This is a genomic window from Hymenobacter telluris, assembly GCF_017313265.1.
In the GTDB taxonomy this organism is placed as follows: Bacteria; Bacteroidota; Bacteroidia; order Cytophagales; family Hymenobacteraceae; genus Hymenobacter; species Hymenobacter telluris.
In genome coordinates this window covers 138,605-157,653 of sequence record NZ_JAFLQZ010000006.1, presented here as the reverse complement: position 1 = coordinate 157,653, position 19,049 = coordinate 138,605, and the positions used below count along the sequence as shown (strand labels likewise).

Below are 19,049 nucleotides of genomic sequence, written 5' to 3'. Positions count from 1 at the left end.
TTGAAATTTTCCTGCGCCTCACCTTACATGCACTAGCCTTTTCGCAAACTTCCAAGCTTTCACCCAATGCAAAACGTCGCGCTACCGATCAAGACCCGCTTGAATCTCCTGGAAGAAACCCGCTTCGAGAAGCTTCCCGTGAGCGTTTACCCCAACAAGGACGTGGCCTCCGTGCAAGTGGCCAAACGCATTGCTGCCCTGATCAGAAGCAAGCAGGAAACCGGGGAACCCGCCGTGCTGGGTTTGGCTACCGGCGCCACGCCGGTGGGCGTGTACGAGGAACTGGTGCGGCTGCACCGCGAAGAAGGGCTGAGCTTCCGCAACGTGGTGACATTCAACCTGGACGAGTACTTCCCGATGCCGCCCACCGCGCCGCAGAGCTACGTGACGTTCATGAACGAAAACCTGTTCGACCACATCGACATCCAGCGGGAGAACATCCACATTCCGGATGGCACGCTGGCGGTGGAAGACGTGGCCGCGTTCTGCCTTAACTACGAGCAGCAGATTGAAGAATACGGCGGGCTGGATCTGCAAGTGCTGGGCATCGGGCGCACGGGCCACGTGGGCTTCAACGAACCGGGCTCGGCGCCCAACTCCGGCACCCGCCTGGTCACGCTCGACGACCTCACCCGCCGCGACGCCTCCCGCGACTTTGGCGGCAAAGAGAACGTGCCCACCAAAGCCATTACCATGGGCATCGGCACCATTTTCAAGGCCCGCGAGATTATTCTCATGGCCTGGAGCGGCAAGAAGGCCTCCATCATCAAGAAGGCGGTGGAAGGCGACGTGTCGGGCGAGGTGCCGGCTACGTACTTGCAGCTGGCCGATAACGTGGAGTTTGTGCTGGACGAAGATGCCGCCGCCGAACTCACGCGCTTCGATACGCCGTGGCTGGTGAAGGACTGCGTGTGGGACGAGCTGCTGATCAAGAAGGCCGTCATCTGGCTGTCCAACGAGTTGGGCAAGCCCATCCTCAAGCTCACCGAAGAGGACTACAACAACAACGGCATGGCCCAGCTGGCCACCGAGCGGGGCCCGGCCTACAACATCAACATTCACATCTTCAACAAGATCCAGCACACCATTACGGGCTGGCCGGGCGGCAAGCCCGGCGCCGACGACTCGCAGCGGCCGGAGCGGGCGTTGCCCGAGAAAAAGCGCACCCTCATCTTCTCGCCCCACCCCGACGACGACGTTATTTCCATGGGCGGCACCTTTATTCGCCTCATCGACCAGGGCCACGACGTGCACGTGGCCTACCAAACCTCGGGCAACACGGCCGTGTGGGACGACGACGTGCTGCGCTACATGGAGTTTGCCATCGACTTTGAAGGCAGCCTGGGCAAAGACACCCGCCAGCTCCAGTCGATTTACGAGGACATGCGCGGCTTTATTCAGCAGAAGCAGCCCAACCAGACCGATACCCAGGAAATCCGGAACGTGAAAAGCTTCATTCGGAAGAGCGAGGCCATTGCGGGGGCGCGCTACGCCGGTCTGCCCGACAGCCACATTCACTTCCAGGCGCTGCCCTTCTACGAGTCGGGCAAGACCTCGAAGTACCCCGTCACCGACCGGGACATTGAGCTGACTATCGAGCTGCTGCAACAGGTGAAACCGCACCAAGTGTTTGTGGCCGGCGACTTTGCCGACCCGAACGGCACGCACATTGTGTGCTTCAACATCGTGACGGAGGCGTTGCGCCGCCTGCAACAAACCGAGGCCTGGGTGCAGGATTGCTGGGTGTGGATGTACCGCGGGGCCTGGCACGAGTTTAAGCCCTACGAAATCGAAATGGCCGTGCCGTTGTCGCCGCAGGAAGTGATTCGCAAGCGCAACGCCATCTTCAAGCACCAGTCGCAGAAGGATAGTCCGGTGTTTCCCGGCGACGATTTGCGCGAGTTCTGGGTGCGCGCCGAGCACCGCAACCGCGAAACGGCGCAGCAGTACGACAAGCTCGGGCTGGCCAACTACGAAGCCATGGAGGCCTTCGTGCGGTGGCGGTTTTAAAGGCGCGACCTCACCCCCGGCCCCTCTCTCCTCGGGGAGAGGAGTGCGTTCAATGAAGCCAGTGAAGAAGCTACGTCGTCTGGCACCCCTCTCCCCAAGGAGAGGGGCCGGGGGTGAGGTTAGGCATCGGCACAAGTAACGGAGCAGAATCAGAGAAAAGAAAGCACACGTGTTGAAAGTACATGCATACAACCAAGTACATCGGAATTGATATTGGCGGCACGAAAATCCAGGTTGGGGTGGTGCAGGACGGGGTGATTGTGCAGGAACTGCGCTTTGAAACGTCTACCACCGCCTCGAAAGAGCAGATTCTGGCGGAGCTGGCCAGCCACCTCGAAACCGTAGTGGACGCCGAGGTGGCGGGCATCGGGATTGGGGCGCCGGGGCTGGTTGACGAGGAAAACGGCATTGTGTACAAGGTGCAGAATATCCCGTCGTGGCAGGAAGTGCACCTCAAGCAGTACCTCACCCGCCACTTCGATAAGCCGGTGTACCTCACCAACGACGCCAATGCCTTTGCCGTGGGCGAGAAGATGTACGGGCAGGGCCAGCCGTTTGCCAACCTGGTAGGCTTGGCGCTGGGCACCGGCTTCGGCGCGGGCATCATCATCAACCACGATGTATACTCCGGGGTGCTTTCCAGCGCCGGCGAGTTTGGCTGCATCCCGTACCGCGACAAAACCCTGGAGGATTATTGCAGCGGCAAGTTCTTCACGCAGCAAACCGGCCGCCCCGGCGCAGAGTGGCACGCGCTGGCTGCGCAAGGCAACGCCGAAGCGCTGAACGTGCTAACGGAGTACGGCCGGCACCTCGGCAACGCCATCAAAATCATTCTGTTTGCAATGGCGCCGCAGGCTATTTTCCTGGGGGGCTCGGTCAGCAAGTGCTTCAACTATTTCCGGGGCGGCCTATACGAAAGCCTGCAAGAGTTTCCGTTCCAGATTGTGACCGAGCAGCTGGTTATTGCGCCTTCCGCCATTGAAAATGTCGCCGTGCTGGGCGCCGCGGCCCTGTGCAAAATGAAGCAGGAGTTACTTCCCACCCCTTTAACCATGCCTTCCCTGTGAGAAAAATTACTTGGGTATCGAGTGTTGTGCTGTTAGGGCTGAGCGGTTGGCTGGCCGGGGCGCCGGCTGCGGCCCAGCAAGCCACTGTACGTGGTAGCGCCGTGTCCGTTATTCCGCTACCGATGCAGCTTACAACCGGCAACGGAAGCTTTCCTGTTACGTCCGCTACCAAGATTTACGTCGACCCCAAAAACGAGGAATTACGCAGCATCGGGCAGGCGCTAAGCCAGGAAATACAACGCGCCGCGGGCGTGCAGCCGCAAGTGGTAGCCGCCCCGTCGGGCAAGCCCAGTGCCGGCGGCATCTACCTCACGTTGCGGCAACCCCTCCCGGACACCCTGGGGGCCGAAGGCTACAAGCTCAGTGTGCAGCCCACGCAGGTGGTGCTGGCCGCCAACCAGCCGCAGGGCCTGTTCCTGGGCATGCAAACCATCCGGCAGCTGCTGCCCACCCAGCGCACCACCGCCGCCACGGTGAGTTTGCCGGCCGTGGAGGTGGTGGATAAGCCCCGGTACCAATGGCGCGGCATGCACCTGGATGTGTGCCGCCATTTCTTCCCGGTGGAGTTCGTCAAGAAATACATCGACTACCTCGCGCTGCACAAGATGAACACCTTCCACTGGCATCTCACCGACGACCAGGGCTGGCGCATCGAAATCAAGAAGTACCCCAAGCTGACCTCGGTGGGCGGCTGGCGCGACGGCACACTCATCGGCCACTACACCGACCAGCCCCACCAGTTCGACAACATCCGCTACGGCGGTTTCTACACCCAGGAGCAGATCAAGGAGGTGGTGAAGTATGCCCAGGAGCGCTACATCACGGTGGTGCCGGAAATTGAGATGCCCGGCCACGCCGTAGCCGCCCTCACGGCGTACCCGGAGCTGTCGTGCACGGGTGGCCCGTTCAAGGTGGAGCGGCTGTGGGGCGTGTTCGACGATATTTTCTGCGCCGGCAACGAGCAGACCTTCACCTTCTTGCAAGACGTGCTGACGGAGGTAATGCCCCTGTTCCCAAGCAAGATCGTGCACATTGGCGGCGACGAAGCGCCCAAAACCCGGTGGCACGAATGCCCCAAGTGCCAGGCCCGCATGAAGGCCGAAAACCTCAAGGACGAGCACGAATTGCAAAGCTACTTTGTGCAGCGCATGGAGAAGTTTGTGAACTCCAAGGGCAAAACCATCATCGGCTGGGACGAAATCCTGGAAGGCGGCCTGGCACCGAATGCAGCCGTTATGTCGTGGCGCGGTATGGAAGGCGGCACCACCGCGGCCCAGCAAAAGCACAACGTGGTGATGACCCCCGGCTCGTACGTCTACTTCGACTATTTGCAGGGCGAGGCCAGCCTGGAGCCGCTGAGCATCGGGGGCTACGTGCCGCTGGGCAAGGTATATGAGCTGGAGCCCACGCCGCCGGCCCTGACTGCTGCCGAACGGAAGTACATTCTGGGGGCGCAGGCCAACCTCTGGACCGAGTACATTCCCAACGAGAAGCAAGTGGAGTACATGGTGATGCCGCGCATGGCGGCGCTGGCCGAGGTGCTCTGGACGCCCGCCAAACAGAAGAACTGGCCCAGTTTCAAGGAGCGCATGCAGAAGCAATACCAGCGCTACGACGCCCTGGGAGTCAACTACGCCCGCAGTGCCTTCAACGTGCGCCAGCAAATCACCATCGACCCGGCGCAGCGTGCCGCCCTGGTTGCGTTGCAGATGGATGCCGCCGGACCACAAATCGTGTATACCCTCGATGGCTCCGCGCCAACGGCCGCAGCGCAGGTGTACACCAAACCGTTCAGCGTGCCCAAGTCGGCCGTTATCAAAGCTGCTTCCTTCGAGAATGGCAAGATGATGGGCAAGGTCACGACCAGGCAGCTCACCACGCACAAGGCCTTTGCCGTGCCCGTGGTGCTGGCCAACGAGCCCAACAAGAACTACAAAGGCGCCGGCACGGTAACGCTGGTCGATGGCCTGGAAGGGTCCACCAACCACACCGACGGGCAGTGGCTGGGGTTCCTGGGCACCGACCTGGTAGCTACGCTGGACCTGAAACAAGCCACCGAAATCAACACCGTCAAAAGCAAGTTTTTGCAGGAAACCGGCTCTAAAATCCTGCTGCCGACCAACGTGGAAATTGCGGTGTCGAATGACGGCAAGAAGTATAAAACCGTGTACTCGGCGCCGGTAGCGGCCCAGGCTGCCCAGGCCAAGCCAACGCTCAGCACCGTGCAGGCCGACCTGAAGAAAACCACCGCCCGCTTCGTCAGAATCACGGCCAAGAACGCCCAGGTAGCCGGTGCCAAAACACCCGAAACCTGGCTGTTTGCCGATGAAATTGTAGTGGAATAGGTGTAGAGACGCATACTTGCGTCTCATCATCCGCGCCATCCGAACAACACAGGGTAAACAACATCAGCAACGAGGAGACGCGAAGTGTCGCGTCTCTACACACCTCGCACAGCGTCCCCCACCTGTACCTTTTCACCTCACATCAATGACCAAAGCAGCTACCACGGCCAGCGTTGCGGCGCCCGCCACTACGCAACAAACCCGGTCGATTGTTATTATCGGGGCGCTGTTTTTCATCTTCGGGTTTGTCACTTGGTTGAACTCGGTGCTGATTCCGTACCTGCGCATTGCGTGTGAGCTCAACAACTTCGAGTCGTACCTGGTGGCGTTTGCCTTCTACATCAGCTACCTGGTAATGGCCATTCCGTCGGCGTGGGTGCTGAAAAAGACCGGCTTCAAAAACGGCATGTCGGCGGGGCTGCTGGTGATGGCGGTGGGCGCGCTCATATTCGTGCCGGCTGCCCTCACGCGCACGTATGGGCTGTTTCTGCTGGGGCTGTTCGTGCAGGGTACGGGGCTGGCGGTGCTGCAAACAGCGGCCAACCCCTACATCACCATCCTGGGGCCGCGGGCCAGCGCCGCCAAGCGCATCAGCGTGATGGGCATTTGCAACAAAGTGGCCGGCGCCCTGGCCCCCATTGCTCTAGGAGCAGTGGCGCTGAAAGATGCTGACGCATTAGTAAAACGATTAAGCAGCCTGGATGCAGCCTCGAAAGCCGCGGAGCTAAATGCCCTGGCAGCGCGCGTGGTAACGCCGTACCTGATTATGCTGGCCGTGCTTGTGCTGCTGGCCGTGCTAATTTACTTTTCCTCGCTGCCCGAAATTGATACCGACCACGAAGACGAAACCGTGGCCGCCGCCAACACCAACAAAACCAGCATCTTCCAGTTTCCGCACCTGCTGCTGGGGGCACTGGCCATGTTTTTCTACGTGGGCGTGGAGGTCATTGCCGGCGACACCATCATCAGCTACGGGGCCTCGCAGGGTATTGCCCTCACCACCGCTAAGTTCTTCACGGCCTGCACCATGGGCGCTATGACGCTAGGCTACCTGGTGGGCGTGGTGGCCATTCCGAAGTACCTCTCGCAGGAAAAAGCCTTGCAGCTGTTTGCCGTGGCGGGCGTGGTGTTTGCGCTGGGGGCGCTGTTCACCAGCGGCTACACCTCGGTGCTGTTTATTTCGCTGCTGGGGCTGGCCAACTCGCTGATTTTCCCGGCTATCTGGCCGCTGGCTATTGAAGGGCTCGGCCGGTTCACCAAGATTGGCTCTTCCTTGCTGATTATGGCCATTGCCGGGGGCGCGGTGCTACCGCCGCTCTACGGCTGGCTGGCCGACCACTTCAGCCCGCAACAAGCTTACTGGCTGGTAATTCCGTGCTACCTGTTCATTCTCTACTACGGGCTGTACGGCCACAAAGCCCGGCAGGGGACACCCGCTGCCCAGCCTCGCTGAGTTACCAATTGTCAGTTGCGAGTTGTCAGTTGCCAGTTGCGAGTTGCCAGCCAAGAATTTGCTGAGATACGGACAACTGGTAACTCGCAACTGACAACTGACAACTATAAATTCACCCTGAGTTCTTTCGAATGAAGAAGCATCTACTCACTTTGTTGTTGGCGTGGCTGGCGGCGTACCCGCTGGCGGCGCAGCAACGCTACGAGTTGAATTCGGGCTGGCAAGCCCAATCCATTGCCAAAGTGCAGGCCGACGGCGCGCGTCTCTCCCAGCCGACTTACGCGCTGGCGGGCTGGCTGCCGGCCGTAGTGCCGGGCACGGTGCTCACCACGCAGCTAGCCAACAAGCTGGTGCCCGACCCCTTCTTTGGGATGAATAACAACCGCATCCCCGACATCTACCGCACGGGGCGCGACTACTACACCTACTGGTTTGTCAAGGATTTCAAGGAAGCGCCGGCCACCGACGACGACCAGGTGTGGCTGCACCTGCGGGGCGTCAACTACAGCTGTGAGGTGTACCTGAACGGGCAGAAGCTCAACCAGCAAACCCACCACGGCATGTTTTTGCGCCAGGCCTACAACATCACCCCCCACTTGGCCCAGGATGGCAACAACCGCCTGGCCGTGGTGGTGTACCCGCCCGACCCGGTGGGCAACCCCAACGGCGGCCAGGGCGGCGACGGCACCATTGCCCGGGGCGTGTCGCACCAATACGTGGCCGGCTGGGACTGGATTCGGCCCATCCGGGACCGGAACACCGGCATTTGGGACAAGGTGACGATTGAAAAAACCAAGCAAATCAACCTCAAAAACCCGCACGTGGTAACCCGCGTGCCGGGCATGCGCCAACCCAACGGCCCGCAGCAGCCGGCGCTGCTCGACGTAACCGCCGAGCTGGAAAACCCCACCAACAAAAAGGTGTCGGGCGTGCTGCAATACAGCATCGGGGGGCAAACCGTGACCCAGAAAGTGAGCTTGCCGGCCCGCTCAATGCAGGTGGTGAGTTTGCCCCAACTGACGCTGCCCAACCCCAAGCTGTGGTGGCCCAACGGCTACGGCCCGCAGAACCTATACCCCTCGAAGGTGCAGTTTCTGGTGGGCAAAACCGTGTCGGACGAGGAAGACGTGCAGATTGGCGTGCGCGAAATCCAGACCGAGTGGAACGCCAAAACCCAGAGCATGCAGGTGCTGCTCAACGGGCAGAAAATCTTCATCAAGGGGGGCAACTGGATTATTTCCGACGCCATGCTGCGCTTCACCGATGCCCGCTACGACGCCGAAATCCGCTTCCACCGCGACATGAACCTGAACCTGATTCGGGTGTGGGGCGGCGCCCTGATTGAGCGGCCCGAGTTCTACCAGGCCTGCGACAAGTACGGTATGCTGGTGATGCAGGACTTCTGGATGTCGGGGGACTGCAACGGCCGCTGGGTGGACCCCATGAAGCTGGAAGACCAGTGGACCCGCCGCCAGTACCCCAACGACCACCGCCTATTCATCAACTCGGCCGCCGACCAAGTGAAAATGGTGCGCAACTATGCCTCGCTGGGCATGTGGTGCGGCGGCAACGAAATCACCCCGCCCAAGGACATCCTCACGGCGCTGCAAGATTCGATTCTGCCGAAGCTGGACGGCACGCGCTGGTTTATCACGTATTCCAACTCCGACAGCATGTCGTACAACACCCAAGGCGGCAACGGCGACGGACCCTACGGTATTCAGCCGATTAGCCGCTTCTGGGCGCACCGCACGTATCCTTTCAACTCGGAAGTGGGCTCGGTGGGAGTGGGAGACTACGAGTCGTTGGAGCGGTTTCTGCCGGTGGCCAACCTGGTGCCGCCGCAGTACCTGGGGCCCAAAAGCAAGCCCACCGAGAAAGTGGATTCCATGTGGGACTACCACACCTACATCGGCTACGAGCAGTACCTGCTGCCCTACGGTGCCCCCAAAGACGCCCGCGACTTCGGCCTGAAGGCGCAACTGGTCAACTACGACCAGTACCGCGCCCTCATGGAAGGCTTCAGCTCGCACATGTGGGAGTGGTACACGGGCAGCATCATCTGGAAAACCCAGAACCCCTGGACTTCCCTGCGCGGCCAGATGTACGACTACTACCTCGACCCCAACGCCTGCCTCTACGGCCTGCGCAACGGGAGCGAGCCGCTGCACGTGATGTACAACCCCGTGGACAGCGTGGTGATGATTACCAACAACAGCTTCGAGGTGAAGCGCGACCTGATGCTGGTGGTCGACGCCTATGACATGGCCGGCAAGAAAACCCCCGTCACGCAGGTAATCGTGGAAATCAACCCCTCGATGTCCAAGAAATACCTGCCCATAAATGCCATTGTCAAGCAGCTGGGCCAGCAGAAAGGCATGTTCCTGTCGGTGCAGCTGCTGGACCTGACCAAGAAAGCAGTCAGCAGCAACTTCTACTGGCTGCCCGATGCGAAGGGGGAATATTCGGGGCTGAAAACCATGGCCAAAGCCCCCCTGACGCTCACTGCCCGGCAAACTGCGGCCAGCCAGGTATCGGTGACGCTTACCAACCCGGCCACCGCACCCGTTGCTTTTTTCAACCGCCTGGCGCTGGTGAATCCGCAAACCCAAAAGCGCATTCTGCCCGTGTTCTACACCGACAACTACGTGTCGGTGTTGCCCGGCGAGAGCAAAACCGTGCTGCTCGACTACACCCCCTCGACTGACGTACCGGCGCCCGTCGTTTCGGTGGAAGGCTGGAACGTGGCCAAGCAGCTGGTGCCCGTGGCGGTTAATTGAGTTGCCGGCTGATGTAGAGACGCGACACTTCGCGTCTCAGCGTTGAACGACCGGAACCGCACCTTTGTAAACAACCTCAGCAACGCCGAGACGCGAAGTGTCGCGTCTCTACAACCGACCGATAACCTCGCCCTCCACTGGTTCAAGAAAGTAACTTCATGAAGCGCATAACCCGTCGATTCAGTGTTTTAATAACTGCCGTGGCTTGCGGCCTTGCCACGTTAGTAGCTTCCGCCGGCACCCCGCCGGGTAAGGCGCCCCGGCCGGCGGCTGGCCTCACGCAGTACGTCGACCCCTACATTGGCACCGGGTTTCACGGGCACGTTTTTCTGGGGGCCAACGTGCCGTTTGGGGCAGTGCAGCTTGGGCCGGTGAACCTTTCCGAGGGTTGGGACTGGTGCTCGGGCTACCACTATTCCGATTCCACCATCGTTGGTTTCTCGCACACCCACCTCAGCGGCACCGGCATCGGCGACCTGGGCGACGTGGCTGTAATGCCCACTACCGGCGCCGTGCGCGTAACGAAAGGCACCCTCAAAAACCCGGAGAAAGGCTTCGTATCCTTGTTTTCGCACCAAGAGGAAACGGCCCGGCCCGGCTACTACGCGGTGCGTTTGAAGCGCTACAACATCAGGGCCGAGCTAACCACCACTGAGCGGGTCGGCTTTCATCAGTACACCTTCCCCAAGTCCGACGCGGCGCACCTGGTTATTGATTTGCAGCAAGGCATCGGCTGGGATTTGGCTACCGATACCCACATCGAGCAGCTCAACGACAGCACGCTGGTCGGCTACCGGTTTTCCAAAGGTTGGGCCGTGAAGCAACGTCTGTATTTCGCGGCGGTGTTGTCGAAGCCTATCAAGCAGTTTACCAGCTTGCAGGTGACGGACACGTTGGGGAATACCACGCCCGCGGCCACCGGTACCCGCATCAAGGGCGTCGTCACGTTCACCACCAAAGCCGGCGAAATTGTCAAGCTGAAGGTGGGCATTTCGCCCGTTAGCACCGCCAATGCGCTGGCCAATATCCGGGCGGAAGTGCCGCACTGGAACTTTGCCAAAGTGGTAGCCGCCGCTGATGCCAGCTGGAACCGGGAGCTGCAAAAAGTGCGCATCCAGGCCGAGCCGGCGCGTATGAAAACCTTCTACACGGCGCTCTACCACACCATAGTGGCCCCGTCCGTCTTCAACGACCACAACGGCGACTACTGGGGCACCGACGAAAAGGTGCACAAGGGCGCGACGTTCACCAACCTGACCACGTTTTCGCTCTGGGACACGTACCGGGCCGCGCACCCGCTGTTCACGCTGCTCCAGCCCAACCGCGTCAACGACATGATTAGCTCGATGCTGGCTATTTACCAGCAGCAGGGCAAGCTGCCCGTGTGGCACCTCATGGCCAACGAAACCAATACTATGGTGGGCTACAGCGCCGTGCCGGTAGTGGCCGATGCCTACCTGAAGGGCTTCAAGGGCTTCGACGCCAACCTGGCCTACGAGGCCGTGAAGGCCACCGCCATGCGCGACGATTGGGGCCTGAAAGACGTGAAGGCGCTGGGCTTTATTCCGGCCAACAACGAAGTGGAAAGCGTATCAAAAGGCATGGAATACGCCATTGACGACTGGTGCATTGCGCAGATGGCCAAGAAGATGGGCAAAGCCGACGACTACGCGTATTTCAGCAAGCGCGCCAAAAACTACCAGAACTACTTCGACAAACAAGTGGGTTTCATGCGCGGCCGGGTATCACCAACCGAGTGGCGCACGCCGTTCAACCCATTCTCGTCGGTGCACATGAAAAGCGACTTCACCGAGGGCAACGCCTGGCAGTACACCTGGCTGGTCCCGCAGGACGTGGAAGGCCTTATTGGGCTGCTGGGAGGCGACAAACGCTTCAGTGAGAAGCTCGATTCGCTGTTCGTAGTGAAGGGCAACATGGGTTCCGAAGCCTCGCCCGACATTTCGGGGTTGATTGGCATGTACGCCCACGGCAACGAGCCGGGCCACCACATCACCTACCTCTACAACTACGTGGGGCAGCCCTGGAAAACGGCTGAAAAGGTCCGCTTCATCAACGAGAACTTCTACACCACCAAGTTCGACGGCATCATCGGCAACGAAGACGTAGGGCAGATGTCGGCGTGGCACGTTTTCTCGGCGCTGGGTTTCTACCCGCTCAACCCCGCCAACGGCGCCTACGTGTTCGGCAGCCCGGCAGTGAATGAGGCAAATGTGGCGCTGGCTGGCGGCAAAACGCTATCCATCACCGCCAAGAACAACAGCGCGGCCAACAAATACATCCAGCGGGTTACGCTCAACGGCAAGCCGTACCCCAAGTCCTACATCACGCACCAAACCTTGCTGCAAGGCGGTACGCTGGTATTTGAGATGGGCGCCAAGCCCAGCGCCACCTGGGGCACCGCACCCGCCGACCGGCCGAAATCGGTGATGCAGTAAGCCAGTTTGCTGCCGCTAGCGGCGCGGCGGACCCTACTTTTCCACGTAGTAGTGGAGGTTTTCCTTGGCAATAATATCGAGTGGCAAGTACTTTAAAGCAGCCACGTCCTTCTTGAAAACCAGCTGGTCGGCCAGCGCATACAGCCCGTGGTAGCCCTGTTCCTTCGGGTTCTGGTTGATTAAAAAATCAATGGTGCCCTCGTTGAGAAAATGGATGTTCTCTGCCAGCAAATCGTAGCCCACCAGCCGAATACTGCGGGGGTGGAGTGGGAGGTAGGGGGCAATTTCGTAGGCCTTGGACGTACTGACGAAAATCCCCAGCAGCTGCCTTTCCTGCGCAAGCAGCTGGGTGAGCTTCTGCGCAAACGACGGCTCCCGCGCAGGAGGCAGGTCGATGCTGAGAATGGTGTACGGAGATGATTCTGCCGGCTGGCTGGGGCTGCGTTGGGCGGCCAGCTGCGCGAAATAGTCGCGGAAGCCGCGCTCCTTTTGGGTGATGTGCACCGAGTTGGCAATGTCTTCGGCAATGTGCGCAATGGCGAAGGTACCGGCCGACGCCTGCCCGAACTGCAACAGCTTGCCGGCCAGAAAACCACTCTGGTACGAATCCTGCCCGACGTAGCTTACGGCCTCAATGTCAGTGATGTAGCTGTTAAACAGCACGTACGGAATCTGCTGCTGCTGCCACCGCTCGAAAAACGGCAACGACTCGCGGTAGAACAGCGGCGCAATCAGTATCCCGTTTGGCCGCGACTGAGTAGCCAGCTCGGCTTGCTCCAGAAAAGACTCCACCCGAGTCATGTCGTAGGAGTACACCGTCAGGGAGATGCCGTACTGCTGTAGCTCCCGGGCCGCTTTATGGATGCCGTCCCAGGGCGCTTGCCAGTACGGGTCGAGGGTGTGGTTGGGCTGGATGGCCGCCAGCCGGTAGGTGCGGTTGGCACCCAGCGTGCGCGCAATCATGTTGGGCTCATATTCCAGCTCCTTCATCATGCGCAGCACCTTCTGGCGCACATCCTCGGCCACCCGGCCGCGGTTGTGCAGCACCCGGTCCACCGTCCCCACCGATACGTTGGCTTTAGCCGCTATATCCTTAATACGCACCGCTTTCTTTGCCATAACGGTATCAAGCTTACCCTGAAAATCAGGCTGGAAGGAAATATGTCCCCGTGTCCGTCGGAGTATTTCTTAACTTATTCGCCAGGGGCCAATCAAATGAGCCCAGCCCAGCAACGCCGCTGCCGCCAATCTGCTAAAGATTACTACTTTTTTCTAATTCCGGCACTACTTCCCGTGGCGGTATGGGCAGTACGCCCCCGCTAACTGGTGCGTGCTGGCTGTTTAAGTAGCAGGCAGCGTTGTATAGCTACTTATGGTCTGGCTTATGTCTTATCTCAACTATTTTTAGTTATAAAAAGCTTGGCGCTATATAAAATTAGGTGTTTTCAGCGTAATAGGGGCGCGTGTGCGCACACTCCGGCTATATTCAGGTTCATTCGTGCGCGTATATTTTTACTTTATTTATTTGGTTTATAATAAACAGGTGATTACGTTTGGATTAAGTCATTGGTACCTGCTTTCTAAAATGCAGTTCAATGCCGGACTGATGATTCATGCTGCATAAAGCATGAGGCGTCAGATGATGTAGAGTAAGTCTGCATTTGCAAAGTATCCCAAGCACTGCCAAAGGGGATGCTCTACCAGAGTGCAGTTGGTATGTTCTTGCCTGGAAAATTACATTTTTCAGGCAGTCAGGGTGCGAAGAACTCACAATATTCAATAAAGCTAAGTTGCCCACAACGGGAATACCCTTCGCGTAAAACTGCTTTATAAGTTTGGTTAAACGTTTTTGCACATGCGTAGTAACCGCTTCATAGACTCGATTCGGGGTTTTCATATACTCACGTACCCGTTGGGGTTCTTGGCTTTGCCGCCAGGGCAATAGCTCGTTTTCTGCTGCCCGAACAAGGCGAATCAATCAGCATCTTCCTTTTTTTAACTCAGGGAGTTTATTAATGCAATCAGCTCACCATCACTTACTTAATTTGCCATGAGAAGAACAGTACAGTTGATTGTTTTACTCTTGCTGCTTTGTCAGAGCTACGGCTATGCACAAACAAACAAGGTATCCGGTAAGATAACCGGCTCCGACAACGCGCCACTCATTGGAGTGAGCGTGCAGGTGAGCGGCACCACGCAGGGCACTGTCTCGGATGTGGAAGGAAACTACGCCCTCAGCGCCCCCGATAACGCCTCGCTGGTGTTTTCCTACATCGGCTTCGTAAGCCAGACGGTGGCTGTGAACGGGCGCTCCTCCATCAACGTGGTAATGGCCACGGACACCAAAGAGCTTGGCGAAGTGGTAGTAACCGCGCTGGGTATCAAGAAAGACGAGCGGAAACTGGGGTATGCCGTCACGAAAGTGGATGGCAACGTGCTGAACGTAGCGCGGGAAAGCAACGTCGCCAACTCCTTGTCGGGGCGGGTGGCCGGCCTGAACGTGCAGGGCACCAGCGGCGGACCGGGCGCTTCGGCCCGCCTCAATATCCGGGGAGTTACGTCGTTTTCGGGTACTTCGCAGCCGCTGATTGTTATCAACGGGGTGCCCATGGACAACACGGTGCGCGGCAGTGCCGGCGAATGGGGCGGGGCCGACCTCGGCGACGGCCTCGGCAACATCAACCCCGACGACATCGAGACGATGACCGTGCTGAAAGGCTCCACGGCCTCGGCGCTGTACGGAGCCCGGGCGGCCAACGGCGTGATTCAAATCACGACCAAGAGCGGCAACCGCGGCAAAACCACCATCGAATACAACACCAACCTGCAATTCGACCGGGCCGTTGACAACACCGACTTTCAGTACGTGTACGGGCAGGGCAGCCAGGGCGTCCGGCCAGTTGACGCCGCTTCGGCCATCAGCTCGGGCAATACGGCCTGGGGCGAACGGATGGACGGCGCGCAGGTAATTGGCATTGATGGCCAGCCTCATGCGTACTCGCCTGCCCGCGACAACATCGAAAACTTCTACCGAACGGCGCCTTCCTGGACCAACACCCTGGCTATTTCCGGCGGCGGCGACAAAGGCACCTACCGCCTGTCGGTGTCGAACCTGGATGGCAAGTCGATTCTGCGCAACAGCGGCCTGGACCGCCGCACCGTCAACCTGACCACGGGCTACGACCTGACCAAGCGGCTGAGCTTCAACCTGACCGCCAACTACATCGACCAGAAAGATCAGAACCGCCCGTATCTGAGCGACTCGCCGCTGAATGCCAACAACATCATCTTCCTGGCGCCCAACGTGGACCAGGCCATTCTGAAGCCGGGTTTCAACCCCGATAACAACGGCCTGGAAACCGCTTGGAACCCCGACAGCTACGCCACCAACCCCTGGTTTGTGGTGAATCAGTTCAAGAATGATATTTCGCGCAAGCGCATCATCAGCGCGCTGTCGGCCAAGTACGCCCTCACCGATTTCTTGTCGTTGATGGGCCGCGTGGGCTACGACTACTCCAGCGACCGGCGCTTCAACGTGACGCCTTACGGCACGCTCTACTCGGCCAGCGGCGAAGGCGGCCTGGAAAACCTGACCCTGGGCTCGCGCCTGGAGCTGAACACCGACGCCTTGCTGTCGTTCAGCAAGCAGTTCACCGAAGACTTCTCGGTGGATGCCAGCCTGGGCGCCAACTACCGCCGCAACAACTTTGAGAGCAGCCGCTTGTACGGCGGGCAGTTCATCGTGCCGTACCTGTACGCGCCGTCCAACTTGCGCAGCCGCAACTCGGAGTATCAGTACACGCTGCTGGAAACGCCGTCGGCTTACTACACCGCCGACTTCTCTTACAAGTTCCTGACCCTGAGCACGACGGGCCGCTACGACCAGTTCTCGACCTTGCCGCGCAACAACCGCAGCATCTTCACGCCGTCGGTTTCGGGCAGCTTCATCTTCTCCGATTTGCTGGAGTCGTCGGTGCTGAGCTACGGCAAGCTGCGGGCCTCGTACGCCGAAACCAGCGGCGAGCCGGCCCAGCCCTACCAGACGTCGTTCTACTACAACATCGGCAACCCCATCAACGGTGTTCCACGGGCGTCGTTTGATAGCCGCTTGCCCAACGCCAACCTCAAGCCCTACAGCCTCAACGAGTACGAGGTGGGTACGGAGTTGCGCTTCTTCCAGAACCGCATTATGCTGGATGCAGCCTACTTCCGCCGCAAAACCAACGGCGAGATTGTAGCCGCCAGCCTCTCTTCCTCCACCGGCTTCGAGAGTCGTTCGGTGAACCTGGGCTCGACCCTGAACCGGGGCGTGGAAGCCATGCTGACGGTGGTACCAGCCAAAACGGGCAGCTTCAACTGGACGTCGTCGTTCAACATCACCAAGCTGAAAAACGAAGTACTGGAAATCGACCAGTCGGAGAACCCACCGGCGCTGCAAACCGGCACGTACCGCCCCATGAACGGCAACATCTCCATCGTGAAGGGCTTGCCGATTGCGCAGGTGATGGCCTACGACTACAGGCGCGACGCCAGCGGCAACATCATCGTAGGGGCCAACGGGGTGCCGTTGCGCGGCGACCTGAAGCCCATGGGCTCGGGCATTGCCAACCTGTTCGGGGGCTGGAACAACGACTTCACGTTCAAGGATTTCAACCTGTCGTTCCTGATTGACTACAAGTTCAACAACAAGATTCTGTCGGCCACCGAGTACTACTCCTATACCCGCGGCTTGAACAAAGCCACCCTGGAAGGGCGCGAAACCGGCATTGTGGTGCCCGGAGTGAAGGAAAACGGCGAGGTGAACAACATTTCGGTGCCGGCTTACACCTACTACCCGCAGCTGGCCACCAACGTGTCGTCGGTGGCGGTGCTGGATGGCAGCTTCATCAAGTTCCGGCAGCTCACCTTCGGGTACACGCTCAACCAGGCTATCCTGGCTAACACGCCGTTCCAGGCCGTTACTTTGTCGTTGGTGGGCCGCAACCTGTTCACCATCATGAAGCATACCGACAACATCGACCCCGAGAATACAATTTCGCCGCTGGTTACCTATGCCGGCGTGGAAGGCGGGTCGTTGCCCTTCGCCAGAACGTACGGCGTGACTCTCAACGTTAAATTCAAGTAATCGGAACCATGAAAAACCCGATCCTCTACATAGGTTTCGCCGCCATCCTGTTTAGCTCCGCCTGCTCGGAAGACAAGCTGGACGATGTAAACACCAACCCCAATGCGGCCTCGGCGGCCAATCTGAACCCGAACTACCTGCTCGCCGATGGCCAGCTGCGGTACGGCAACACGGGGTACACCCAGCTGCTCTACCAGGCCCCGGCTATTCAGGCCATAGCCAGTACCTTCAACTACTACGGCAACGGCGACAAGTACGTCAATGCCGGCGGTTTCACTGGTTACCAGGCCCAGGCGTTCAATGAAGGCTACACCGCCCTGAGCCGCTTGCAGCAGGCCATCAGCGTAGCCAATACGCAGAATCCCACCCGTTTCGCCAATACCATTGCCATCAGCAATATCATGAAGGTCATGATATTCCAGCGCATCACGGACACCTACGGCGACATTCCGTTTTCGGAAGCGTTGCAGGCACCGCAGGGCATCGTTACGCCGAAGTACGACCGGCAGCAGGATATTTACCCCCAGTTGCTGACGCAGCTGGAAGCGGCCATCAACAGCCTCGACCCAGCGGCTCCCACGGCCACCGGTGACTTGTTTTACGGCGGCGACGTGGCGCAGTGGCGGCGGTTGGGCTACTCGCTGATGGTGCGCGTGGCCATGCGCATGACCAAGGTAGATGCCGCCGCGGCCCGTACCTGGACCGAGAAAGCCGCCGCGGCCGGCACCCTGGCCAGCACCACCGAAAACGCCCTGCTGCGCACCGACATTGCTTTCGGCGACACCCAGAATGCCTCCAGCAACGCCCTGCGCACCACCGACGACTTCCGGGAAGTGAAATGGAGCAAGACGCTGATTGACTACCTGCGCACCACCAACGACCCGCGCCTGGGCGTAATTGCCGAAATTCCGCAGGCCGGTGCAGCCAACAATGCCAACCAATCCTTGCCCGGCAATACCGCGGCGGCGGCCCAGCGCGGCCTGCCCAACGGCTACGACCTGACCGGCGGCGCTTTCGACATCCGCCGCCGCGCCGACTACCCCGGCCCGACGGGTACCGGCGCTGATGCGGCGCCGCTCGGCAACTACTCCCGGCCGCGGGCAAGCGTGTATATCAAGCAGAACACGCCGGCCTTCCTGCTGACCTACGCCGAAACCGAGTTTCTGCTGGCCGAAGCCGCCTCGCGCGGCTGGAGCGTGGGAGCCAATGCCGCCACGCACTACGCCAACGGCTTGCGCGGGGCCATGCAGTCCTTGGCCCAGCTGGATGCGGCGGCTACCGTGCCTGCCGCTACTATCGATGCCTTCGTCGTGGCCAATCCGCTGCGGACCACCAATGCGCTTCAGCAAATCAACGAGCAGTACTGGCTGGAGGCGTCCACTACCTTCAACTTCTTTGAGGCGTGGTTTAACTGGCGGCGTTCCGGCTTCCCGGTGCTGGTGCCCGTGAACTACCCCGGCAACGTAACCAACGCCACCATTCCGCGCCGCATACTCTACCCAACCACCGAAAACTCCAACAACCCGAACGGCTACCAGGCCGCCGTAGCCAACCTGAGCGGCGGCGACCAGCTGACGTCGCGGGTGTGGTGGGATAGATAATACAAGCTGCACAATGGCCGCGTAGCGGCGCCAGGTTGATAGAAAAGGGCCGCTCTGTTCGTGCGCCGCGTAGCGGTGCCAGAGTCGTTCCGGCAGTTCTGGCACCGCTACGCGGCACGCTGGCAGCGCGGCCCCGGTACGCTACCAACCTAACGCCGCTATGCGGCTACTGTGTAACTGACTGGTACTTGGTTGTACGTGAGGCTTTACTC

Annotated in this window: 9 protein-coding genes; 8 read left to right on the top strand and 1 reads right to left on the bottom strand. The window is 59.6% G+C overall.

Features of this window, described 5'->3' with window-relative positions; genetic code table 11:
- The first annotated feature begins 66 nt into the window (after window positions 1-66).
- From nagB to J0X19_RS11495, 6 genes are all read left to right on the top strand, one after another.
- Window positions 67-2,010, top strand: coding sequence for a glucosamine-6-phosphate deaminase (gene nagB, locus J0X19_RS11520; RefSeq protein ID WP_206984507.1), 1,944 nt, complete (start codon window positions 67-69; stop codon window positions 2,008-2,010).
- Window positions 2,011-2,192: 182 nt separating this feature from the next.
- Window positions 2,193-3,077 carry an ROK family protein gene (locus J0X19_RS11515; protein ID WP_206984506.1) on the top strand — a complete coding sequence of 295 codons (885 nt, stop codon included), beginning with the start codon at window positions 2,193-2,195 and terminating at the stop codon, window positions 3,075-3,077.
- Window positions 3,074-5,422, top strand: coding sequence for a glycoside hydrolase family 20 protein (locus J0X19_RS11510; RefSeq protein WP_317194769.1), 2,349 nt, complete (start codon window positions 3,074-3,076; stop codon window positions 5,420-5,422). Before J0X19_RS11515 ends, J0X19_RS11510 begins: the two co-directional genes overlap by 4 nt.
- Window positions 5,423-5,567: 145 nt before the next feature.
- On the top strand, window positions 5,568-6,875 hold the full coding sequence (locus J0X19_RS11505; protein WP_206984505.1) for a sugar MFS transporter: 1,308 nt from the start codon (window positions 5,568-5,570) through the stop codon (window positions 6,873-6,875).
- 131 nt (window positions 6,876-7,006) lie between these two features.
- Complete coding sequence (locus J0X19_RS11500) at window positions 7,007-9,655, top strand: glycoside hydrolase family 2 protein (RefSeq protein ID WP_206984504.1); 2,649 nt, start codon at window positions 7,007-7,009, stop codon at window positions 9,653-9,655.
- Window positions 9,656-9,813: 158 nt separating this feature from the next.
- Window positions 9,814-12,111, top strand: coding sequence for a GH92 family glycosyl hydrolase (locus tag J0X19_RS11495; RefSeq protein ID WP_206984503.1), 2,298 nt, complete (start codon window positions 9,814-9,816; stop codon window positions 12,109-12,111).
- A gap of 33 nt (window positions 12,112-12,144) precedes the next feature.
- On the opposite strand, the gene J0X19_RS11490 is transcribed toward J0X19_RS11495, so the two are convergent.
- Window positions 12,145-13,230 (bottom strand): LacI family DNA-binding transcriptional regulator, encoded by a 1,086-nt coding sequence (locus tag J0X19_RS11490; RefSeq protein ID WP_206984502.1) that lies wholly within the window; start codon window positions 13,228-13,230, stop codon window positions 12,145-12,147.
- 931 nt (window positions 13,231-14,161) lie between these two features.
- Here J0X19_RS11490 and J0X19_RS11485 point away from each other — a divergent pair.
- Together J0X19_RS11485 and J0X19_RS11480 are read left to right on the top strand one after the other, a co-directional pair.
- On the top strand, window positions 14,162-17,236 hold the full coding sequence (locus J0X19_RS11485; protein ID WP_206984501.1) for a SusC/RagA family TonB-linked outer membrane protein: 3,075 nt from the start codon (window positions 14,162-14,164) through the stop codon (window positions 17,234-17,236).
- A gap of 8 nt (window positions 17,237-17,244) precedes the next feature.
- Window positions 17,245-18,837, top strand: a complete 1,593-nt coding sequence (locus J0X19_RS11480; protein ID WP_206984500.1) for a SusD/RagB family nutrient-binding outer membrane lipoprotein — start codon at window positions 17,245-17,247, stop codon at window positions 18,835-18,837.
- The last annotated feature ends 212 nt before the right edge of the window (window positions 18,838-19,049 follow it).